Origin of the sequence: Mesorhizobium sp. L103C119B0, assembly GCF_000502235.1 — a bacterium.
Lineage (GTDB): Bacteria > Pseudomonadota > Alphaproteobacteria > Rhizobiales > Rhizobiaceae > Mesorhizobium.
On record NZ_AYXE01000007.1, the window covers coordinates 227,393 to 249,064 of the forward strand.

Genomic DNA, 21,672 nt, shown 5'->3' on the forward strand with positions numbered 1-21,672 from the left:
TCTCAGGCCCCCAGCGACAGAGCTTTGCCGTAGTCGACCTGGCGATAACCGTCAGGCCGGCGCGAAACAGCATCGGGTCGGACCTTCTCGACTTCGCTGGCCATGAGCCCAAGCCGCATCGGAGCGCCCTTCGCCTCGCCTTTGTAGTGGAACTTCCACAGCCCCATTTCCGGGGTGATGTCGGCGAGCCGTTCCTTGTCCTTTTTTGCGTCGTCGTCGGACAGTCCGATGAGCTTGCTGCCGAGACCAAAAAGACCACCGACCAAGCTTCCGGTCTGCGCGTTTTTTGCATTCACTGCGTCGACGCGCTGCTGGTAATTCTGGTTGATCAGCCCAGCGTTGTCGGTTGTCGGAATGGTGCTGCCGGTATAGCCGGCGGCCTGTGGCGAACTGACCTGCGATCCGGAAAGCAGCGCCGTGATTTCGTTGATCGGCTGGTTGCGGATTGCCTGGCCCTCCGCGAACGCCTGCCCATGCCCCGAAAGGATTAGCTGGTTGTTGGCGTCATTGACGTTCTGGCCCTGCTGGGCCATCGCACGGTCATAGGCGGCCGAGCCGAGCTTGATGCCCTGATTTGAGAGCTTTGTTGCCAAGGCATCCTGTTGTTGAGCCAAGATCGGATCGAGGCGCGCTTTCCCAAGCTGCAGCAGCCGTGCTTCGGTGGCGTCGTTCGAGCCGTCGAACGGCTTCGACATATAGTCTTGCAGGAACGCGGATTGAGTATTGGCCAGCGTCCCAAGGTTCAGCTGGGCCTTGTCGGTTTGATCCTTGATCGCCTGCTGCGCGGCGGAAAGCGTCGTCGTCGCGGTGCGCGTCGGGATTTGATAGGTCTTGCCCGTATAGGGGTCAGTGATCGATTGCGTGCCGCTGTTCGTATAGGTGATCGTGCCATCAGGCCCGACCTGATTGGCATTGTTCAAATATGAGTTGGCAATAGCGGTCGAGATGTTCGTCCCGGTCGACGCCGCGGAAGTTTCCTTGGGATCTGGCGGCTTAGGTGCTGAGGCTTTACCCATTTGTCTTCCTCGTGAAACGGCCGTTGCGCCAGTCTTCTTCAGTGAGCGTGAAAACGTAGCCGTCTTCGTCGCGGCCGCGCATGCGCTTGATCAGGTAAGGGGTGAAGCCGAAGGCCTTCGCGATCCGAACCATGCGCTCGTTCTTTGCGGAAACCTGCAGAACGACCATCTGGCAACCGATCTGGTCGAACGGATACGAAAACATGATGTGGCGGACATCCGCCGTCAGCCATCGCGGCGTTTTCGAAGCGCTCGAAATCTGGATCAGGCCCGGTCCTGGTTGAAAGTCATGAAACACCATGCCGGCGACTAGTTCGCCGGTTTCGTCATCGCCCACGCCGATCGCCTGGCATTTGCCGAAGCCGGTTTCGCAGCCCGGCGTCATGTCGGCCACGAACCGAGCGATCGCTTCGCTATGGCCGAAAATCAGTTTCAAACGACCACCGAACCGACTTCATAGGTCATGTCGATCGCGACGAGCTCGGCATCAGGGGTCGGAGTGATACCGCATGTGACCTGCACCTGAGGCGCGATGGCAAAGCCCGTCAGGCCGACAGAGACCCATTTCGTGGAAACCGTCTTCGTTGCGCTGGCGTCCCACTTCGCAACATCCCAGAGGCCCAGATCCCATTCATCGAAAACGACATCGTCGGCAACCGACGACGGCGCCGACGGCAGCGAGACCTGATAGTCCTTCGAGACTGAAAGCTTGGCGATGAATTTGCGGCTGGCCAGAAAGACCGTCCGCGCCATGTGAACGATCTTGCTCCGCGCCGGCGACTTCATGTGATCGAACAGGCCAACATAGGTGCAGGTATAAGGCGAGCCATCATCACTGCCGCTGACCTCGCACTGCATGATCTTGCCGTCCGACGTCCCGAAATACGCCCAGCCGTCATGCAGGACTAGGCATCGCGTATCCCAGCCTGTGTAGTCCGCCCATGCACCGGTTTGCAGGTTGACGACGAAGCACCTCGCATCCTGTCCGACATCCGCCGGCAGCGAGACGATTGCCATGTTGAACAGCGGCCACTTCAGGATTTCCCAAGGCAGGTTGGCGCGAGCTGCAGCTTCCCTGCGCCAGTCCGGCTCGATGTTGCGCGAAACGCTGATCATCGAAAGCGCCGCACGGTCTTTCTGGATAGCTTGGGAAATCGGAATGATACCATCATCCATGCCGATCAGCAGTTCGCCACCGGCTTGCATCACTGCGCGCTTGCCGCGAGGCGGCGACATGTCATAGCGGCCGACGAGCGACCAGCCATTCGGATCGGCGGGGTTTGCACCCTCGTAGACCGCTACCTCGCCCTTGGTTGAAACGAATACGCATTTGTCGTCGACGCCGTCGCCGGCATCAAGCGACCAGGTGCCGCCAAAAAGCAGCGATCCGCCCTTCTGGAAGACACCGGCAAGTGAGAGATCGACGGCGGCGCCGGCAATGGTATCGACTGGTAGGAACCACGCCGTGAGGCTGTTTTTTTGGATGAAAAATTCGCGGTTGCGATAGGTCCAGACGTGCGAGAGCTTGTTCGTGGCAATGGTGCCCAGCGCGGCCACCGTGGTCCATGCCGTGCCGTCGAATTGGCGCATGCTGTCCGTGCCGTTCACCGCCGACAGATAGTCGCCGCCAGCGGTCTCGAACTGCACATAGGAGAAATAGCCGCTGGTCAGCCCGGAAACGACGGGAGCCGGCGCTACATTGGGGTTGGCAGGGTTCGTGACATCGAAAATCTTCGTGCCATCCGCCGCGAACATGAAGCGGCCCGGCGACGCGTCATAGGACATCATGCTGACCACTGCGGTAGTGCCGATCGTCGCCTTCTTCTTCTCGCCGCCACGCAATCGGATGCCGGTTGTCGTAGGAAACCAGTTCTCGAGGACGCGGGCACCCTGCGGCTTCGACGCAGCGAGGTTTTCGTTCGAAATCTTGCCCCGGATCGGTGCCGGAAATGTAAGCGTGCTGTGACGCTGCTGCGATTGGGCAGCAACAGGAACGCGCCTGAAGCCGGCCCTCATGGCGTGATTACTCCCGGAAAGGCAAAGTCGGCGTCAATCGTCGAGCGGCGCCGACCGACGGCCAGGATGTTGGAGCCCTTGTCGGCGCCAGCTGAGACCGCGATGGCATCCTCGTAGGTCGCCATGTCCTCGGAATAGGCTTGCCCTTTGTTGGCCTTCCATTGCCAAATGATGCCGAGCTTCAAAACGCGCTCATCGAGGCGGAACACGTCATCGTCAGCCGTGAAAGCTGCCTTTGTGGCGCCGTCCTTGTCCTTCACGATTTTGTTGGTCAGGTAATAGAATTGCGCCGTGGCCAGGTTGGGGGTGGCGGGCTTGATCTGGATCTGATCCCCGATCATCGTCCATGCGCCAACAAGGATTTGAAAATTCTGCACCGCCAGGCCCAGCCACTCGTCGCTGTCGGGATAGTGCGTGAGCGACGTGTAAGGGCTTGCCGACGGCCAGACACGCGCTTTCTTCAGCATGCGCTGGTAATCGGCCGGGAGATTGAGGCCGGTCGAAACGCCGTCGCCAGTGAGCGTGGCAAGCGTCTTGAGTTTCGTCCAGTCCCGTGTGTCGAATGCGATCCTCTGCGCCATCTCGTTCGCGAGCGACTGCAATTCGATATGCTCGCGGTCGGTCGACGAAAAGACGGCGGTCGGCACGGTCAAGCCGATGACCGTGCAGACATCCTTGATGACGCTGAGGATCGTCATTGCGATCAGTCCACCATCGCCAGTTCCTTGGCCGCAGCGACCAAGGTGTCGTGGTTCGGATTGCCGCGTGGCCGGGAGCCGGTTTCGTTGGCGATGTAGACCTTCAGGGCTTCATCATCCATCGCCTCGATCTCGGCAGCGGTTGGCGGCGTGGTCTGCTCGGTCTCTTCGTCGCCGTCCTCGTCCTCGCTGGTTTCCTCATCCTCCTCGCCGGGTTCATCGTCGGCGGCGGTATCTTTGGCCGTCGCAGTGGCGCCCTCCAGTGGCTTTCCTGCCTGCATGAACTCCTCGCGCAGCCGGCGTTCATCCGCCAACTGCTGGGTCAGGGCCGCGACCTGGGCCGCAAGGTTGACGATGTCGGCGCTGCCGGCCGCATTGTCGAGATAGGCCTGCGCCTGGTTCTTCAGTTCGCGGCCGCCCATGCCGAGCTGCTTGAGCGGGGTGCCGTCCAGCGAAGCCAGCTGCTCGACTGTGTGGACGCCGAGAGCCTTCAGTTCGCGGCGCTTGCCTTCCTTCAGGAACGGCGCTTCGGAAAGCGGCGTGCCGGAAAGCGGCTGAGAGGTGCCGTCTTTGAAGGCGAGATACTGCTTGTTGTAGAGCTGCGCATAGGTGATGAGACCGCCGCCGGCCGCGATGCTCTCGCGCGTGGCGTTCGGTTCGGCATCATGTGCCGGATAGGTCGCCTTGGTCTGGCGGTTTGCCGGGAATGAAAGGTCGCAGACCTCCATATCGGTGAAGATCGGCCGGCCGGCGGACCTGCTGGCCTGTTCGTTGGGAATGACGTGATTTCGGAAAACGACGTTGACGATGTTCTGGTTCGCGCTCATGGCGAAACTCCTGTCTGAGAGGGTGCAAAGAAAAACGGGAGCCGAAGCCCCCGTTTCAGTGTCCTGTTGGAATTGGCCGGGTTACGCGGCCAGAGCGTCGTCCACGTACGGTCGATCGATCTCGAACTCGGCGAGACCGGCAGACGGTACGCCGACCGCAGAAGCGCCCTTGGCGTTCTTGACGCGGTCCCCCGCGACAACAGCATCGTCAACGCTGCCGGCGGTTGCCGTGGCGTAGACGTTGGCATTGTCGAGGAAGCCGACCAGAGCCTTGCCGATCGCCTTGCCCTTGATCTGATACCACCCGAACTGGCTGGCGACATTCGCGGACATGGCGACAGCAACGGAACCGATCATGTCGGGGCCGAGGAGCACCGTCGACCAATCGTCAGGATTGTAGAGCACCCACGAGCCGAGACCGGTGGTGGCGACGCCAGCGAGATAGATGAACTCGCCGACGCCGTAGACCGGATCTTGCGCCTGGATGATCTGACCAAGCCAAGGGCCAGGAGTGGAGCGCCCGGCCGCCGTAGAGGCCGGCAGCGTTGCGGCGATCGGCGGAAGGCCGAGATGCGGAGTGTGAGGAACGTAAGCCATTTTTCTGGATCCTCCTTTACGCGGCCGGGTTGCTGTCGATGAGCTTCCACTGGAACAGCGGATTGTTCATCGTCAGTTCGCCCATGAAGCCGATGTACTGGACATTCGCGTCCTGATTGATCGGCATCATGGATTTGCCGATCTTGTTGAAGTTGCGTTCCGGGTGGTAGCGGAGCCAGAGCGTGTCGGTGTCCAGACCATAGGTCGTGTTCGCCGGCATGTTGGAGCCGATGCCGCCTTCCTGGACGATTTCAGCGGAGCGACCGGCGCCGAAGTATTTCAGCGACGTAAAGCCGAGCTTGCCGAGCCCAGAGACATCGTTGACGCGCTGGATTGCCACGGTGGCCGCGTCATAGGCCGCGTAATGCTCCGGCGACATCAGCAGGAGATCGGCGGCCCTGGTGCCACGCGAGCGCTGCGTCATGATCGAGTTGAGCATCGGGCGGATGGTGGTCGCCGTGACCTGCGTTCCGATAGCCGGGAAGGCAGAATTCGCGTCGAACACCGAAGTGCGCCAGATCGCATTGGCGCCGCGATCGATACCGGCATAGACGCCGGAATTGACCACAGTCGGAACCGCCAGCTGGAGGCCGCCCAGTTCCTTGCCGCCGAAGCGGGTGCCGTTGCCGTGGAGCGAGATGTCGACCTCGTCCTGCAGCTCACCTTCCGCAGCCTCGATATGAGACTCCAGAATGTCCATGAGCTGGTTTTCGCCCTCGTTGTTGAGGATGTCCTCGTTTGCGAGAGTGACGGCGACGGCGCACATTTTCGGCGAGTATTCGGCGTCGTTGAACAACTCGGCCGGAACCGGGTTGAGGAAGTCGAAGCCGTTATACCAGACCGCCGAACCCGTCTTGGTATAGAGCAGGCGCTGGCGGATCTTCGGGCCGGAGTATTCCTTGAACTTGCCCTTGCGCTTCAGCACGTTGAGCAAGGCGTTGGAATTGGAGACCAGGTCCTGGTAGCCCGAGGCTCGATCCTCAAGCGCCAGAGACAAAATCTCCTGGTTCTTTTCTACGGAAGTAAGAGCCATGTCGGCCCTCCTTTATGACGGGGATCACCCGGCCTGAGCGACAGCTCGGCGGAGCGAATCCTTGATTGAGGTTGAAGCCCGCTTCGTTGCCGGGTCTGAGCCAGCCGAGGGCGCGCCTGTGATTGATTTCTGGCCCTTCAGGGTCTGAGCCTGGGGGTCTTGAGCGGTGCGCGTCTGAGGCGCTGCTGAAACTGTGGTGGTCGATGCGGCCGGGTCGGGATTGAGCATTTCCGCAAGCTTGTAAGCTTCGGCCAGATCGGCGGTTTTGCCTGATTTCAGGAAAAAGGCGATGTCTTCGGCCAGGTCCTCGAAACGGGGATTGTCAGCCGCGAACTTCTGCACCTGCGCATCGATCGTTGCGACGTGCTGCTGTTGCATCGTGTTGGTGACGCCGCCGACGCTATGCTTCAGCGTCTCGATCTCGCGCTTGAGCTGCTGGATCGTCGCGTCATTCTGGCCCTGCACCTCGTCGGGCTTCTGGCCCATGACATGCGCAGCGAGCTGGCGAAGCGAGATGCCTGCATAGTCGCAGACGGCCTCAATGCCCTTCAGCGGGTCCGAGAGTAGCGTCCGCTCCAGATTGGTGTAGCGCGTCATCGCATCGCGCATGGTCGTGTTGTTCTTGGTGGCCAGTTCGTGGAAGTCCCGGACCTTCTCGAATTCCTCCGCTGGCACGCGGTGCTTTTCGATGCCGGCTTCAAGCTCGCGGATCGAGCGGTGAACGGCCGCCTTGACCGGGTCGGGAGCCTTCTCCCATTCGGCCATCGCAGCGGCGTCGCTCTTGAAGCGCGCGGGAGCCTCGGCATGGCTGGTTTGAGTGGCAGGCTTGCCGGGCTCAGTCTTGGCCGTCTCTGCCGTCTTGGCAGGCTGCTGGGTGGTGTTCGGGTCCTTGGTCGGCTTCGGATCGGGAAGCGTCTTGTCGGTCTTGTCAGCAGCCTTCTCGCCCGGCTTGGGCTGGGCCTCCACTGGTTTCTTGCCGGTGTCGGTCTCTTCGGCCTTGGCCTTCTCATTGACCTTTTCGGCCGCAGCCTTCAACGCTTCGCGAGCGGTCGGCGCCTTCTTTGCTTCCGGTTCGGGCTTGGGCTCGGCGGTGTTGGGTTCGGTGCTGATCGGATTCGGCGTCTGCGCGTCGTCGGCAACAGTCGAGATTTCGGCGGGCGCCGAAGCGCCTCCGTTCAAGTCTTCCATGGGATTGCTCCGTCTGAGGGATTGCTGGTTACTGGTGGTCCTGGCGCATCAATTCCAGCGCCTGGTCGATGTGCTCGCGCGTGATTCCGCGCAGCAATTTCTCTTCCATCTTCGCCCGAATGTCGTTCGGGATGATGAGGGACAGCGCGCCCTCAAGCATGGCGACACACAAGACAGCCTGCTGGCCAATATCGAGGCGACTGGCTTTGAATGATGCCTCGATCGCGTTGGCGAGGCCGGCGCTAATCACGGCGCCCGGACCCGTTCGCCGCGGTCAAATCGGGCTTTTGCTTTCAGCACTGTTTCCTTGATCGCCTTACGGTCGATCTTCGGACGCTTGCGGGGCCGCAGCCGTGCCGGATCGTTGCCAACTTCCTCGAGCCCGGCGGCGCGGTAAGTCGCGCGAAGAGCCGATTTCGAGGTGTAGACCTTGCCGTCGTGCATCGACTGGACTTCGGACATGGTGTCCGAATTGATCATTGGCGCCGATAGATGCGAGCGCTTCGGCTTGGCGGTATCCACCTTGTGGAAAACCTGCCGGCCGTCGCCGAGATTGATCCACGTGTAAGCCATCACAGGCCGCTGGTCCGCTTCAGCAGAGTTGCAACGCCCGGGTTCACATTGCTTAAAGCAAGCTTGTGCGCATCGAAGACACCGGCGTTGATCTGCTTGGCCAGTTCCTTTGCCTGCTCGCCAGGCACCCCAACGGACATAAGCCGGTCGACGTTGCCATTGGTGAGGCCCGCGTTCATCTGGCGGGCAACCTCGATTGCCACCGGATAGCTCATGCCGCCCCGGCAGAGTTCATCAGCACTGACTGGCATGGCATTGTCCTTTTCAAAGTTGAGCAGCAGCTGGCTGAGGCGCGGCGTTCTTCTGTGCTTGGCCGAGCACCTGAAGGCGCAGCTTTTCGATTTCGAGCTGACCCTTCTGCATGTCCTGCTCGTGCTTCTGAGCTGCGGCGGCCGCGTTGGCCTCGATCTCGCGGATGCGGATATCGGCCTCGCGCTGCTTTTGCGCGGCATCAGCGTTGATCCGGGCGATATCGGCCTCGGCCTTGGTTCTGGCGATTTCCGCGTCGCTTTGTGACTTGGCCATTGCGGCGTCAGACTTGGCCTTTTCCACCGCCATCTTGCCTTCGTTGGCCTTGGCGTCAGCTTCCGCTCTGCCGGCACTGGGATCTGGCCTAGGCTGGGAACCCATCGCCTTCATCTGCTCCGCAAACTCGTCAATCGTCGCATCCATGCTGCGACCGGGACGGAACGGCGCCATGGCGAATTTCAGCACCTCGGCAGCGAAGGGAGCCGTCTCAGGTTGTGCCTGCACCATCGGGCCAAGCTGGGCGAGCGTGCCAGCAAGCGCAGTCAGGAACTCGCTGCGGCGCTGCTTCTCGGCATTTTCGTCGGGCTGGATGGTGCTGTCGGTCTCGATGTCGAGACTGAACGGCCGGATTTTCTGATCGTGCAGGAAGTCCATCACCTGGTCGATGGTGACGGTCTTTTTCAGCTCCTCGATCTGCTTCGTGATCTCGGCAATCTGGCCCTGAGCCTGCTGCATTATCTGCTGCGCGGCTTCCGGGTTCTGCTTCGCCATCGCGGCGATTTCGGGATCACGCGACGCGCCCTGCAATTCCTTCTCAATGCTTTTGGCTTGGGCCTCCAGCGGCTTTACCTGCTTGGCGATATCGGCCTCGCTCGGCAGTTCCATCTGGCTCATTTCCAGCAGCGTCTTCGACTGGAAATTCTCTGCCATGACCTCGGCGATGATGCGCGCCGCGTCGCGAGCGATGCGCACCAGCTCGTTCTGCCGGTCGCGAATGCGGACAGAGCCGTATTGCGTCTTGATCTGCTGCGCGCCGAGCGTTTCGTTCGGGTTGCTCTCGCCCCGCATGATGTCCGACAGGCCGCTGATCTGGTAAATGTCCTCGATGAGCTGCTTGCGAAGCGCGATCAGCTGCGTGATGGTCGACGCCACCATGTCGGTCGGCAGCCAGACAACCGTGTCCTTGGCCGATCCATTGCCGAACGCGGCCCAATTGCTGACCGGGACCATGATCTGGCGCGGATCGCGCGTCTTAACCGCGGCCTCGATCGCATCGCCGATTTCGCCGGCGCCGGCCGGATAGAAACCACGCACCTGAAGCGCTTCGGTCAATGCCGAAATGCGGTTGGTGATGTCGTTGATTTCCTCGATCTGGTCTTTGTAGAAGACGTAATCGGGAACCGGGATAAGGCTCTCCGGCTGCAACGTGCCATAGGCCGGCTGCGGACACGGGAAGAAGTTTTCCAACGTGAGGTGCGGCGCGCCCTCGTCCAGCACGACATCAACGCCCGGTGACAGCCACACCACCTTGTTTTCGGACTTCGACCACAGTTCCCAGACCCGCGCCTTCAGCTTGCCGTCGGTGTTGTTCTTGTCGTCCTTGCGCTTGGCGAACTCGGCATCCTGATAGGCGTTGCCTGACGTCGCCTTGAAGCGCTTGCGCATCTCTTTGCGCGTCATCCATGCGCCGCCCGCGACCCAGTCCACTTCCTTCCAGTTTCGGGCGGGATCATGCACGAAGTCGCGACGGTTCTTGTGCTCGATGCAGACGGTTTCGGTGTAGCCGTTCTCTCGGCTCTTGGTCTCGTACCGGATCCACATGCAGCCGCGCGCAATCGTGGCCAGGTCGTCTCGCACCAGCCGCATCACGCCGTCAATGTTCTGCCGATCGAACGTCACCGCCGTCGAGCGCTCGACAAGCTCCGATGCCGTGCGCGGGAGCGGCCGACTGTCCTGAAAGCGCGGCGCGACCACCGGAACCGGTGGGCGGGAATACATGGAAGGCTTCAGGACTTCGATATTGGCCCAGAAGATTTGAAACTCGCGGTCGCGGGTGACGTTCGCCAGGCGCTCCAGATCGGCATACCGCTTCTGGATGTTGGTGCACCGTGTCTGATAGTCGGCAAAGCCGGCCTTCTCCTGATCCGTGATCAGCTTCAGCCAGCCCTTGGAGGCCTTCGGCTTCAGCGACGGGTCGACCGCATCATCTGCGGTGTTGTCGATCTCGTCTTCAGTGTCGTTGATCATATGCGAATCCTTCGACGCCCGTTGCCGTCGTCAGGCACGCCGGGAAGCTGGACATGGCCCTGGGGCACCTTGGGAGCCGGCGTCTTGGTCTTGGCCGCCCATGGCCGCGACATGCACGCGTAGCGCGTCTCGTCGGCCGCATGGTCTTCCTGGTCGCTGTTGAGGTCTTCCGGGTTCGCCTCGTCGTGCTGCAGCGCCGGCAGGGTCCGAATCGTGTGTATGCAGGTTTCGAAGAAGAACAGCATCGCCCGGCCGTCCTCGTCGCCAGTCAGTCGGCCGCGCAACTGATCCCAGCCGCCCATTGCGCCGCGTCCAGCCGTTCGCTTGTTGTCCGCGCGCCGGAAGGTCGATCCGTTAGCGTTCGTCCCGTTCGCCATCCTCTCGGCCAGCGATGGCCCGCCGTCCTGGCTGAACGCAGCAGGGTCAAGGACGCCGTAACTGATCGTGTCGTCATAATCGCGCTGGCGGACACCGGCCCCGACCGCTTCTGCATGCAGCTTCAGACCAGTGTTGGGCAGATAGCGACCCGATTTGTCGATCTTCACGCCATACCATTCGCGGTACTTGATGAGCGCGCCGCGTGGAATGACGATGCCGGGCGCGCCAGCCACGCCAGACGGCACAATCGTATCGTCGGACGCCACCGCATACCAACCAAAAGAGAACGGCTTGGCGCTGCCCCAGTCGCCCGCCCTGAAGCGTGTCCAGTGGTCTGGAATGGCGAATGGTTTGACGACGTGCCGGCGTCGTTCGAAGTTGTCGAAATAGGCGCCCTCAACAACGTCCCAGTCGCCATAGCGCATTGCGCGCACCAGGCTCTCCGAACCGAGACCCATCAGCCGGCTTTCATAGCCGGGATCGTTGTCGTTCATTGATGGGTTGTCTTCGAGCTGCGCAGGGATGAACTGCCGCTGCATGCCGCCTTCGCTGACTTCGGCCTTGTACACCTTCAGCGGCAGGACGCCGTCAATGAACGTTGCCTTGACGAACTGGTGACCGATCCCGCCCGGATTGGCTCCACAGAGGATGCGCGGGAAGCGGCCGGCGTATTGCGGCGGAACCTTGATCCCGACCATGCGCACGCGGTTGCGGAGGAACCGGTAAATCACTTCGGTGAAGTGGGTCAGCTCGTCGATCAGCAGCACATGGATTTCAGCGCCCTGATATTTGAAACGGTCCTTCTCGTCTTTGCAGTGGCAGAGATAGATCCTCGATCCGTTCCAGAACCGAATTTCATCCTCTACGATGGTGACGAACCCGCATTCCACCCAGCCGGCGAGCATCTGGCGAAAGCCTTGGGGGCCTTCCATGTGGTTCTTGATCAGGTCGTCGCGGATGCGGCGGAAGAGATAGACCTGAAGGCCTGGGATTTCCGCGCACCAGGTTATGGCGGCCGCGCGCATCAGGTGCGACTTGCCACCGCCGGCAGCACCGCCATAGAGCGCTTCGGTTGCTTCCGTCTCGAATGCCAGCGCCTGCTTGTCGTGCAGGTCGAGATTGATTTCAGCTGCGGCTGCGGAGGCGGACATTGACCACCGGGACGAGCGCGGCGCCGTCCTTGCCAGTGAGCTCGACGCGTTCCTTGAACATGCCAAAATGCTTGCCCAGGTCGACCAGCGCCGATTTCTTGTCGTGCATCTTGATCTTGATGCCCGTCTGGGTAAGCGAGACTTCAGAGACCGCGGCGGCCGTGTCGTCGTCAATCTTGTCGCTGCCGACCAACTCGACCGGATAGATGCCGAGACCATTCGGCTTGGCGTTCTCCGATTCCGTGTCGATCGGGCTGCGGCCCCACTGCACCGCCTTGCGAATATCGGAAAAGGCAATCTTCGCCAGCTCGGCCACGATGCGTTCCTGAGTGACGCTGAGCTTTTCAGCGATGGCTGCTTGCCGCGCTGCGATGGCCTCGCCAACCATAACATTCGATAATAGGCGCGATCCTTGCACCTGGGCTGTCAATTCGCTGTAGCCGGCCCGCTTTGCCGCCTGTGTGGCGTTCAGGTCGATCATGAATTCTTCGATGAAGCGCGCTTGCTTCGGGGTCAGCTCTGTTGCGGGCATTGAGGCACCTTGCGGTCTGAGCGCATGCGGAATTATACGTTTGAACCTTGCGACTGAAATGGTTCGTTGGGGCTCGTGTTTGGGAGTGGCGACCGTGGACGAGAGTACAAATGGTGTTCGTGTCGAAAGGATCGACGGCCAATGGGCGGTGCAGATCTTTGAGAACGGCGAAACCACCCAGCATCTTTTCGAGAACGAAGAATTTGCCAGGAATTTTGCGGCCGGTCAGCTGATAAGGCTTAACTCCCCGCCTATCCAGCCAAAGCGCAGGCAGGAGCTACCCAGCGATTCGTAGGTGCGCCGCACCTCTAAAGCGAAAGCCGCCCGGTTGGACCCGAAGCGGCTCTAAATAATATGCAGTTTCTGCGCTTTTCGGTTGCGCGATGCGCAGTTTCTGCGTATATTCATTTCGCCGAAGCAATCCCGTTTCGGCAACGGACTGGAGGACACCATGAGCTTCAAGCTCACCTTCCACGTCCGGTTCGGCAGATGGAGATTGGCTCTCTCCATAGGCCGGTAACACCGGAGCCGGGTGGGGGTCCAAACCTCACCCGGTCCCGATATAGCGCAACGCAGGGCTCAATTCAATGGAAGCGATGAACGCACAACAATTGGAATGGCTCCGCAATGATCTTGGCTTGACGCAAACACAGATGGCCGAAGAGTTGGGTTTGAAACTGCGTGCCTACCAAGAAATCGAGGGGGGCAAGGCGACCCTTCGTAGGATGCATATCCTTGCTGCAGAACGGGTTGCATTGGCGCACGGCGCGAAAGGAAAGATCGGGGAAGGATCGATGTCGGATATTGTGTCATTCGACTGGTATGAACAGCTGATGGCAGACGCGAAGGCCTTTACCGATCCGCTTGTGTGATAAAAACCGATGCGCAACAAAAAACCCGCCTCATTCGGGCGGGTTCCGGCGCAAATCGTCACCGTGCCCAAATCTCTACCATACGTGACGGCACGTTTCAACTGTTGTGACGGGTTGCGGACTGCGACCCGTAGTGAAAAACGAGACGTTCCAGACCCATGCGCAAGAGCTGGGCCGGAATGTCTCGGACCACGTTCTCCCGCTGCGCCACTTCCTTGATCGACATCCCGAGACCGCATACCGCATCGATTACAGCCAGGATCTCGGGATAGACCAGAGCTTGCCGCGCCCGCGCCATCACCGCGTGGTTGTCGATCAGCTTGGCCGGGACACTCGCACCGGATCGGCCGCCGTCGACGCGCTCGCCCATGCCCATGGTCTTCAGGCCCTCGCGCGTCGCCAATTCGAAGTCAGCGCGATAGCGAGTACCCGCGTCCCGCTGCTTGTATGTCAGGCTCGAAATGCCCTTGAGGGGATCGACATTGCGAACCCGGGCTATGCCACCCGTGCTGATATAGCCGCCATTGCTGACATCGTAGACGCGCCTTGCGTCGGCGGTGCCGGCAATGAGCCGGTCGCGACCGTGATCGTCCTTCTGGACAGCGAAGTCATGGCCAAGGTCTCGCCGAATCTTCGCCTGTTCCGCTTCGCCTTTCCGCATCTTCGGAACGGTCAGCTTGCTGTTCCTGCTTTTCGTCATACTGGTTGTTGCTCCGGGTTGCGCTTCCATAGTCTGTCCATCAGTTGATCGTACCGCTCCGGCCCGAGGTGCTTGAACTCACATTCGTGGAAAGCTTGCGCCAGCATCTCGTGCAGATCGTTGCGGATCGTGTCCCAGAGGATCGGGCTTACACCCTTCCATGCCATTTGCTCTTGCCGCAGCTTGAAGGCGCGACGGATGTAATCGGACAGCGCCTGGTCACAGTCGAAGATCGCGTGATGGTACGCGTCATCAAGTTCAGCCTGGGAGAGCGTTTGCATCATGACGCCTTCCGCTTGCCGAAGGGCAGAACGTTCGAGCCAGGATTATTCTTACCGGCCCCTTCTTTCCTTGGGGTACTATCTGAGGGGTACTTGTCTGCAATGGTTGCAGTGACAGGACTGCAAATTTTGCAGTGACAACCGGGGTTATGTCCCTGCAATGGTTGCAGTGACACATCGCTTGTTTGCGACGTTATCTTCTTCAGCCGAGATTTGGCCTTTTGTTGCCTCAAGCGCTCTCGATGGAAAGCCGTCATGGCCGCGACGTGCTCGATTGCTTCATCCCGCCAGGGATTGATCAGCTTGAACGCGTCAACGGTGCCGGAGCCGCCGGCAGCGATCATGTACGGCCTTTTGGCTTCATTCTTGCCGGCGAGACGCGTTCGGCTTGTCCAATATTGCCGTTCGCTCAGTCCGGTTTTTGCGCAACCCAGCGTGATGGAAAGCCATGCTTTACCCGAAGGCCATTCCATGACCGACATATATGCCGCCAACAGTTTCAAGTCGGCAGCAGTCATCACCGGGTCCGCGTTGGCTGTCTCGATGAGGTCAAGTTTGAAAGAAGCTTTCGAGGTGTCGAGTTCCTTTTTCATGAAGTGCCTTTCTTGCGCGCTGCGTTCGCCATGACGGCTGTCAGGGCTCGCTGCACGGCAAAGATGCTTGATCGTTGGTGAAGGTCGTTGAAGTCCGTCCCGATATCGGGCGGCATGCCAAAGGGCAGCGACGTTTTGCGGGCGTAGTATTCGCTGGCGCCGAGGCCATCGAACTGCTTCAGCGGCTTGTCATTCTCAGCCGCGATGAAAACCCGCCCGCCGCTGTGGCCAGCTACAGTGACGATATTGGCGGCCGAGAAGCAGCAGAGGACGGTCGGTTTGATCTTCATCCCCTGCAGAGCGGCGCGGACGGAGAGGCCCGTTGCATAGCCTTCACAGAGCCAGGTATCGACGCCGGTGCTGATCCGGTGGGCAGCGCCCCATGTGGCCCCGCCGAAAAGAAACTTCTTGGTGCCGTCTTCCCAGATCAATTGTGCAGACGCCACTTGGCCGCCGATGCGGGCCGGTATGACCATCGCGGAAGAACAGCCGGCATCGGGCACGAGGTAATCGCCGCCGATCCGACGCACATCTTCCACCCGGATCACCATGGCCTTTTCGTCACGAAACCCTTTCGCGGCCAGGTAGGGGTGCGCGGCGATCTTGGCCGTGGCGATCATGTCCGACGCTAGTCGGGCAGCGCGTGCCGCGTCGGCCTGCTTCTTGCGCTTTGAAAACTCGATTTGCTTTGCGATTTTCTGCCGATCGCGTTTCTCGACCTCCCCACCCATCCCGACGGTTACAGTCTCACCGGTTTGCCAGTTGAAGGCCGTGACGTGTGTTTCGTTGATGATGACGCGCCCGTCGCCCTTGCCGTTCTTCCCGGACAGCGTGTCGGTGTGAAGCCACTTGCCGTAGCTGCGTTCCTTTGGCGGAATGATGCCGACCGAAGAGCATGCGTCGTCGATCGCGTCTTCGATGCTCATGCGGCGCGCCTCGGCTTGTTGCGGAACCGTTTGATTTCGCGTTCGACAAGCTGCCACTCGTCAACCTTCACCTGGCTGTGTTCGCAGGCCGCATCGAACAGGCCATAGGGCAGCTTGCTGCCGGGGTAGATGCCGCGCCAAACGCCATAGGCCCACTTGCGAGACGATTCCTCCCCCTTGCGCCCATTGGACAGGCAATAGGCCAGCGCCGTGTTCCAGATCGACTTCGGATCTTCCAGGCATTTCGCGCGCAGACCTTTGCGCGGCGTGAAGGCGTTCTTGATGCTGAAATCGACATCGATCAGCTCGCCTTCAACGACTTGAATTTCGCCATACTTCGGCCGCTGCCAGCCGCAGGAAACGCAAGCAGCGTGGTGGGGCTCCATTTGAAGCCCGCACTCGCCGCAAAAGTATTTCTGTTTGACTTTCTGGTTGGGCTCCCGAGCCTCGCCGTCTTTCTTTTGAGCGCTCGACAGGCTGTGGACGCCATGTTCGAACAGCCAGGCAGTGTCTTCAGCGAACGTGACGCAGTTGCCGGAGTGATCCAGCCACAGCCCGAAATCTTTGCCTTCGGAAATGCGCATCACGCGCCCAAGCTCTTGGATATGGGACGAGAAGGATTTTCTGTAGGGCCTGCAGGAGATGCCGCACATCACGTCCGGCACGTCGAAGCCCTTGGTCAGTACCGCGCAGGAAACGAGCCCGTGGATCGCGCTGTCCGGCTTGCGGAATTCTTCGATTTTGTCGCGCCGCTCTTTGTCCGAGGCGTCCAGGTAGCTGATTTGTTGAAAGTTGAAGCCAGCCGCGGCGAACTGCCGGCAAAGCTCTTCACCGTGGGCAACGGACGGTGAGAAAACGAGGGTCTTCACCGGACCCCCGAAATGCTTTTGTGTCTGTTGAACCCATGTATGGATCACGTCGCCAATGATTGTTATCCCGCGTTGGCCGGCGTCGGTTTCGTCGTACTCGCCGGTGAACGCCTTCTTCGCGCCCTTCATGTCAGGCGCGACGCACGCTTTGATCTTGAGCGGGGTCAGCCAACCATCCGCGAGAAGCTGATTTGTCGTCGCGCCGTTGACGAGGGCGTCCCAGTGGTCGGCCATACCGTCCGTGAAAGGCGTCGCGGTCAAACCGACGACGATGGCGTCTTTGGCGCGTTCGACCAGCTCAAGATTGGATTGGTATTCGCAATGAGCCTCATCAATGATGATGAGCTTCGGCAGCTCGCTGTCCAGATATTTGCGCCGTCCTACCGTTTGCGCCGATGCCACCTGCACAGGCTTCGTCGGATCGGTCAGCCAGTGATCGGCCTGGATAATGCCGTGGTCGATGCCGTATTTTGCGAAGCGCTCGCTGGTCTGGTCGATCAGCGTGACGCGATCCACGATGAACCAGGCTCGAGAATTCTTGGCTTGGTTTTTGGTCACGAGATCGATTGCGGTCTCTGTCTTCCCGAACGCCGTCGGCGCCACCAAGATGATCCGGCGTGCGCCTTCGCGGATACGCTGCCGCAAAAGCTCTTCCGTTCTGATCTGGTGAGGACGGAGCGATATCTGGTGATGGGCTGGCGGAAGCGCGTTCATACCGCTACCCCCGGCGCTTCGTCGATCATGCGACCGCACGTCGTCAGGAACCAGGACCAGTCCATTTCCGAAACCCCGGCCGGCTTGGTCAGGGACAGATAGCGGGCGAACTGTTCGGCCCATTCGCGAGGCGCGCCAGCTTCAAACTCGACGATCGCGGCACGCTCTTCGAATTCGATGTTCTCGTCCGAGCGCAGATATTCGGCGACGGCCTGACTGTTCTTGGTGATGTACGTTTTCGCGGATGCAGGCAGCTTCTTCGGGTTCACGATCCGCAGGGAGTTGCCGTCCAGCACGATGTTTGCGCCAAACGACCGCACTCTGCTGAAGAGATCGGCCACGTCAGCCAAGGGAAATGACCTCATCATCCGAAGATCGCGGATCAAGGGGAATGACCACGTCGCCGGACCAGCCGAGATCAGTGGCGCGCTTCTGCCACCCCTTTGCCCGCTTCATCCATCCGGCCTTGTCTTCGCTCTCCTGGATCAGCCGGGCGTTGAGGGTGCGAATTTCTTCGTCCTTCCCAGCGATCACAGCTTCGAAGCCGCCTTGCTGATACTGCACCCACATGTCGGCGAACTTTGCGTTTTCCGCCTTGAGCGATGCGTTGTCCGCTTCCAGGCCGCGCACCCGTTCTTCCAGTTCAGACACACGGTCTACACTCTCGACATTCGAGCCGTCGGCTTTGGTCTTAGCGACTCCGCGAGTGGTAACGTGCTGCTTGACTGCATCGGGCAGGGCAGCGCGGGATTGTTCCCGTTGGCGGTCATGTTCGACCTTCGCTTTATCCTTCGCGGCGCGCTTCTCCGCTATGACATCGGTGGCGGCCTTTGCAGGCTCAGCACCCCTATCGATGCGTGCGACTATCTCGGCCTTCACAGCCGGCAAATCGTCCTTGATCGCAGCGGCGTCGCGCTGCGTGATTTGTGCCGCATGCGGCACAAAATCTTCGATCTCGCGGACGACGCGGCCGAGGTCGAGAAGCCGGTAGGAATTACGCCGAGACATTGCGAATTCGGCCTTTACATAGGCTTCCCAGGTCGCATGGCGCAGCGCCTTCCATGCCTCGCGCTCCTGCGCCTCCAGGAGAAGCGCCCACACATTGTCAACGGCTTTGCGGATGCGGACTGTAAGCGCGGCGGCCTCCCGTTCGGTAAGTGAGCGGGTCGCCGGCGCTGTCTTCGCGGTTTTACGGATCATCATGCGGCATCTTTCATAGCGAGCAATCGGCGAAGTTCCGCCAAGGCTTCGTCAACGGTAAGGGCGGATGCCGTGATCCCGGTCGACGGGTCGCAGGCGATCACCGTGCCGTCGCAGGTGCGAACAACAGTGAACGCTTTCTCGCGGCAGGTTTCAGCTGGTGCAGCAAGCGGCGATGGGCGCCGTCGATTGCGATCTTGCCATTTTCCATGCGCCAGACGGTCGTGTAGTTGCAGCCGAGGTAGGCCGCCAGGTTCGAACGCTTCCAGTTCCGGGCGTTGCGGATCGCCACGATGTCGGACGGCGTTATCGGTGCTGCTTCTGCGATGTCGGGCGTTTCGGTCATCAACGTTCCTATGCGTTCGGCAGCTGTCATGCGTTAAGCATAGCACGTCACCGGCAGAAAACAATGCAGCGCGCATCACTCTTTTCATGCATAATGCATCGGAATTCAATTTTCATGGGGATTTTCTATGCCGTCCGAGGATAATCGCGCCAGCCGCCTACGCAGTGCGCGCCTATACGCTGGCTACAGGTCAGCCACTAAAGCAGCGGAGGACCTCAAGGTGCCGGTCGGCACCTACGCCGGCCATGAAAACGGCTCGCGTGATTTCGACACCGAAACCGCTAAGCTCTATGCGTCATTTTTCAATGTCCGGCTTGCCTGGCTAATGCTCGGCGAAGGACCACGTTCGGACGCCGGCCTGAGAGAGCCAGAGCGGATTTCGATTGATGAATGGGACCCAGCCGAGCCTGACCACGTCAGCCACATCGACAGCGAGAATATTGGCGATGACGGCGGCGTCCTGTCAGGTGCGCAGCGCTACACGCCAAAGACGCCAGGAGCTACGCCGGAGATTGATGTAAGGCCCGGTGCCGGTCACGGACAGGCAGGGGCCGAGGTGGTGGCCATATCGAGCGCAGGGACGGTGACCGGGCACAAGGTCGTGAATGAATGGCTGATTCCGGACAGCTTCTTCAGGCATGAGCTGCAGGCGTCGCCCGCCGGCTCGATCTTCATGGCGGTCGTCGGGGATAGCATGGTTCCGACGCTCTATCCCGGCAACCGGATCATCGTTGACACCAGGCAAAGCAGCTTCGGCGCCGACGGCATTTATGTGTTCGATGACGGAGACGGCGAGCCCAGAGTAAAGCGGCTGTCGAAGGTACTGTTCAGCCAGCCGCCGGCGGTCACAATCCTTTCCGACAATCCTGCTCACCCTCCGCAGAACGCATTGCTTGAACATGTCCGAATCATCGGTCGCGTCGTCGGACAGGTCTCGCGCCTATAATTTTTTCTACGCGCGATCGCATAAATCAGTGCGCAATGCATTGACTTGGTTAATGCAGAATGCATTAATGGCTTCATCGATAGAGGAGCCATCCCATGCACACAGCCGCTCATTCAATCTTCGCCGATCTCGCCCGCCCGCTCAATGTCGATTCGGACGGCTCGTGCCGCCGGCTATAACCCTGGACGATCTGCCGATGTTCGCGACCGATTTGCAGATCGCAGAAGCCATCGTCGGCAGGGAAAAGGCTGAAAAATGGACACGCGAGCGCCTGCCAACCCTTGCCAACAAGCCCGGTTTCCCGGCTATTGATGAATTTCACGGAGGGCGCCCGGTCGCCTTGGTGCGCAGGTTCTACGAAAACTATCTCGGAACCGGCCCAACCACGGCAACGGCGCCACCCGGCAAAGCGGACGCAAGCCAATGGAAGTCGAAGACCAGACAAAGGCCCCAGGCCTGAAATGGATCAAGCGCGCCGGCGGGCGCGTACCGCACTGGATTGCCGATGAGAACGACGTCAAGAACGGCTATATCCCGAAGACGGTGAACCTCTACTACCTCGCCGATCAGCCGGAGATGCTCAAGGCAAAGTGCGATGCGCTGCAGGCCGAGATGCTGCTGTGGCGCACCGGCTATCGCGCCGATCCGCTGAAATTCGATGGTGCCATCAAGTCACTGCTGACCATTTACGAGACCCACAAGCGCAGTCCCTATCGTAAGCTGAAGCCTGGGTCGCTCCGGCCTTACAATCACTACCTCAAAAACCTCAAAGCCCACGTCGGCAGCGTCCGCCTCGATGAGACAACCGGGGTTGACCTCATAGACTGGCACGACGTGTGGTCTGAGAACGGGCGATACCTCGCCGCAGCGTCAACTGCCCGTGCCGTGCTCTTCGCTGCCGTCAGCTTCGGAATCATGATGCGTCTGCCCGGTTGCTCGGAACTGGCTGTTGTCATGCGCGAGACAGCGAAAAAACTCCCCCACCCAAAACCCCGCAAGCAGTCTGCCACCGCCAACCAGATCATTGCGGCGCGCGCAGCTGCGCATCAGGCCGGACGGCCTTCGTCGGCACTCGCCTATGCCCTGTGCTTCGAGACAGTGCTTCGCCTGTGGGACGTGATCGGCCAGTGGTGGCCGATGGACATGGGCGGAATTTCCGAAGTGCTCGACGCCGACCGGGATCTGAAATGGTTCGGTCTGCGCTGGGAAGATATCGACGCCGACATGGTGCTGCGCTACACGCCATCCAAGACCGCCGACAGCACTGGCATCAGCATTTCGTATTCGCTGAAGAAGGCGCCGATGGTCATGGAAGAACTGCAGCATTGGCCGATCGAGAAGCGCAAGGGGCCGATCATCGTGGCCGAGGAAAACGGGTTGCCCTGGCGCGCCAAGATATTCGCGCAGCGGTGGTCGGTCGATCGCAAGGTCGCGGGCCTTCCCGTGGCCCTTTGGGCTCGAGACTTGCGAGCTTCAGGCATTACCGAGGGCAGGGCATCCGACGCCAGCCTGGACGATGCCAGCAAGGTCGCCGGCCATAGCGCAACCAGCACCACCAAGCAGTATGATCGCGCCGTGTTGGAGGCCGCCGACCGCTTTGCTGACGCGCGCGTCAAGCGCCGTGAACAGAGCGGTAACGGCAGCGGTAACGCGCGGTAACGGATTAAGAAGTTCGTAAGGAATTTCAACGGCCTGCACGAGCCCTGCTTTAACGCGCCCT

The 21,672-nt window shown here is 60.3% G+C and carries 27 protein-coding genes; 6 read left to right on the top strand and 21 right to left on the bottom strand.

Annotation, left to right across the window (positions count from 1 at the left end):
- Positions 1–2: 2 nt before the first annotated feature.
- From X728_RS152500 to X728_RS152470, 8 genes are all read right to left on the bottom strand, one after another.
- Entirely contained in the window at positions 3–1,016 is a 1,014-nt protein-coding gene (locus X728_RS152500; protein WP_023807192.1) for a hypothetical protein, read from the bottom strand.
- Positions 1,009–1,452: a GNAT family protein gene (locus tag X728_RS152495; RefSeq protein WP_031195509.1), complete on the bottom strand. Its 444-nt coding sequence runs from the start codon at positions 1,450–1,452 to the stop codon at positions 1,009–1,011. The genes X728_RS152500 and X728_RS152495 overlap by 8 nt, the downstream gene beginning before the upstream one ends.
- A complete protein-coding gene (locus X728_RS152490; protein WP_023831658.1) occupies positions 1,449–3,032 on the bottom strand; it encodes a hypothetical protein in 1,584 nt (527 codons plus the stop codon). Before X728_RS152490 ends, X728_RS152495 begins: the two co-directional genes overlap by 4 nt.
- On the bottom strand, positions 3,029–3,730 hold the full coding sequence (locus X728_RS152485) for a hypothetical protein (RefSeq protein WP_023807195.1): 702 nt from the start codon (positions 3,728–3,730) through the stop codon (positions 3,029–3,031). Before X728_RS152485 ends, X728_RS152490 begins: the two co-directional genes overlap by 4 nt.
- A gap of 5 nt (positions 3,731–3,735) precedes the next feature.
- Positions 3,736–4,557 (bottom strand): hypothetical protein, encoded by an 822-nt coding sequence (locus X728_RS1000000167840; protein WP_023831659.1) that lies wholly within the window; start codon positions 4,555–4,557, stop codon positions 3,736–3,738.
- Between the two features lie 81 nt (positions 4,558–4,638).
- Positions 4,639–5,154: a hypothetical protein gene (locus X728_RS152480; protein WP_023831660.1), complete on the bottom strand. Its 516-nt coding sequence runs from the start codon at positions 5,152–5,154 to the stop codon at positions 4,639–4,641.
- A 16-nt stretch (positions 5,155–5,170) separates the two neighbouring features.
- The gene (locus X728_RS152475) at positions 5,171–6,187 is read right to left on the bottom strand and encodes a phage major capsid protein (protein WP_023831661.1); all 1,017 of its coding nucleotides are present in this window, start codon (positions 6,185–6,187) and stop codon (positions 5,171–5,173) included.
- 24 nt (positions 6,188–6,211) lie between these two features.
- On the bottom strand, positions 6,212–7,375 hold the full coding sequence (locus X728_RS152470) for a hypothetical protein (RefSeq protein ID WP_023831662.1): 1,164 nt from the start codon (positions 7,373–7,375) through the stop codon (positions 6,212–6,214).
- Positions 7,376–7,409: 34 nt separating this feature from the next.
- Between X728_RS152470 and X728_RS1000000170345 the strand changes: the two genes are divergently transcribed.
- Positions 7,410–7,589, top strand: a complete 180-nt coding sequence (locus X728_RS1000000170345) for a hypothetical protein (protein ID WP_155923977.1) — start codon at positions 7,410–7,412, stop codon at positions 7,587–7,589.
- 32 nt (positions 7,590–7,621) lie between these two features.
- Here the strand turns inward: X728_RS1000000170345 and X728_RS152460 are convergent, their stop codons facing one another.
- From X728_RS152460 to X728_RS152440, 5 genes are read right to left on the bottom strand one after another with little or no spacing between them, the layout of a single operon-like run.
- On the bottom strand, positions 7,622–7,948 hold the full coding sequence (locus X728_RS152460) for a hypothetical protein (protein ID WP_023831664.1): 327 nt from the start codon (positions 7,946–7,948) through the stop codon (positions 7,622–7,624).
- The gene (locus tag X728_RS152455; protein ID WP_023833692.1) at positions 7,948–8,199 is read right to left on the bottom strand and encodes a hypothetical protein; all 252 of its coding nucleotides are present in this window, start codon (positions 8,197–8,199) and stop codon (positions 7,948–7,950) included. Before X728_RS152455 ends, X728_RS152460 begins: the two co-directional genes overlap by 1 nt.
- A gap of 13 nt (positions 8,200–8,212) precedes the next feature.
- Positions 8,213–10,444 (bottom strand): hypothetical protein, encoded by a 2,232-nt coding sequence (locus X728_RS152450; RefSeq protein ID WP_023831666.1) that lies wholly within the window; start codon positions 10,442–10,444, stop codon positions 8,213–8,215.
- A complete protein-coding gene (locus X728_RS152445) occupies positions 10,441–11,973 on the bottom strand; it encodes a terminase family protein (protein WP_031195513.1) in 1,533 nt (510 codons plus the stop codon). Before X728_RS152445 ends, X728_RS152450 begins: the two co-directional genes overlap by 4 nt.
- Positions 11,948–12,454 carry a terminase small subunit gene (locus X728_RS152440; protein ID WP_245266143.1) on the bottom strand — a complete coding sequence of 169 codons (507 nt, stop codon included), beginning with the start codon at positions 12,452–12,454 and terminating at the stop codon, positions 11,948–11,950. Before X728_RS152440 ends, X728_RS152445 begins: the two co-directional genes overlap by 26 nt.
- Positions 12,455–12,599: 145 nt before the next feature.
- On the opposite strand from X728_RS152440, the gene X728_RS152435 reads away from it, so the two are divergent.
- On the top strand, positions 12,600–12,800 hold the full coding sequence (locus tag X728_RS152435; protein ID WP_245266144.1) for a hypothetical protein: 201 nt from the start codon (positions 12,600–12,602) through the stop codon (positions 12,798–12,800).
- A gap of 292 nt (positions 12,801–13,092) precedes the next feature.
- Positions 13,093–13,377 (top strand): helix-turn-helix transcriptional regulator, encoded by a 285-nt coding sequence (locus X728_RS152430; protein WP_031195517.1) that lies wholly within the window; start codon positions 13,093–13,095, stop codon positions 13,375–13,377.
- Positions 13,378–13,474: 97 nt separating this feature from the next.
- Here X728_RS152430 and X728_RS152425 read toward each other — a convergent pair whose 3' ends face one another.
- From X728_RS152425 to X728_RS152390, 8 genes are all read right to left on the bottom strand, one after another.
- Positions 13,475–14,107, bottom strand: a complete 633-nt coding sequence (locus X728_RS152425; protein ID WP_245266145.1) for a DUF6456 domain-containing protein — start codon at positions 14,105–14,107, stop codon at positions 13,475–13,477.
- Positions 14,074–14,361, bottom strand: coding sequence for a hypothetical protein (locus X728_RS152420; RefSeq protein ID WP_023831670.1), 288 nt, complete (start codon positions 14,359–14,361; stop codon positions 14,074–14,076). Before X728_RS152420 ends, X728_RS152425 begins: the two co-directional genes overlap by 34 nt.
- Positions 14,358–14,951: a hypothetical protein gene (locus tag X728_RS152415; RefSeq protein WP_023807207.1), complete on the bottom strand. Its 594-nt coding sequence runs from the start codon at positions 14,949–14,951 to the stop codon at positions 14,358–14,360. The genes X728_RS152420 and X728_RS152415 overlap by 4 nt, the downstream gene beginning before the upstream one ends.
- The gene (locus X728_RS152410) at positions 14,948–15,877 is read right to left on the bottom strand and encodes a hypothetical protein (RefSeq protein WP_023807208.1); all 930 of its coding nucleotides are present in this window, start codon (positions 15,875–15,877) and stop codon (positions 14,948–14,950) included. Before X728_RS152410 ends, X728_RS152415 begins: the two co-directional genes overlap by 4 nt.
- Positions 15,874–17,460: a DEAD/DEAH box helicase family protein gene (locus tag X728_RS152405; protein WP_081732408.1), complete on the bottom strand. Its 1,587-nt coding sequence runs from the start codon at positions 17,458–17,460 to the stop codon at positions 15,874–15,876. Before X728_RS152405 ends, X728_RS152410 begins: the two co-directional genes overlap by 4 nt.
- On the bottom strand, positions 17,457–17,810 hold the full coding sequence (locus tag X728_RS152400; protein WP_023831672.1) for a hypothetical protein: 354 nt from the start codon (positions 17,808–17,810) through the stop codon (positions 17,457–17,459). Before X728_RS152400 ends, X728_RS152405 begins: the two co-directional genes overlap by 4 nt.
- Positions 17,803–18,663, bottom strand: coding sequence for a hypothetical protein (locus X728_RS152395; RefSeq protein WP_023831673.1), 861 nt, complete (start codon positions 18,661–18,663; stop codon positions 17,803–17,805). The genes X728_RS152400 and X728_RS152395 overlap by 8 nt, the downstream gene beginning before the upstream one ends.
- A 97-nt stretch (positions 18,664–18,760) precedes the next feature.
- Positions 18,761–19,006: a transcriptional regulator gene (locus tag X728_RS152390; RefSeq protein ID WP_023833685.1), complete on the bottom strand. Its 246-nt coding sequence runs from the start codon at positions 19,004–19,006 to the stop codon at positions 18,761–18,763.
- Positions 19,007–19,133: 127 nt separating this feature from the next.
- On the opposite strand from X728_RS152390, the gene X728_RS152385 reads away from it, so the two are divergent.
- The 3 genes from X728_RS152385 to X728_RS152375 all read left to right on the top strand — a co-directional run bounded on the left by X728_RS152385 (position 19,134) and on the right by X728_RS152375 (position 21,611).
- Positions 19,134–19,952: a LexA family transcriptional regulator gene (locus X728_RS152385; protein ID WP_023831675.1), complete on the top strand. Its 819-nt coding sequence runs from the start codon at positions 19,134–19,136 to the stop codon at positions 19,950–19,952.
- Positions 19,953–20,148: 196 nt separating this feature from the next.
- Complete coding sequence (locus X728_RS152380) at positions 20,149–20,412, top strand: hypothetical protein (protein WP_023807215.1); 264 nt, start codon at positions 20,149–20,151, stop codon at positions 20,410–20,412.
- Positions 20,376–21,611, top strand: a complete 1,236-nt coding sequence (locus tag X728_RS152375) for an integrase (RefSeq protein WP_023807216.1) — start codon at positions 20,376–20,378, stop codon at positions 21,609–21,611. Before X728_RS152380 ends, X728_RS152375 begins: the two co-directional genes overlap by 37 nt.
- Positions 21,612–21,672: the final 61 nt, after the last annotated feature.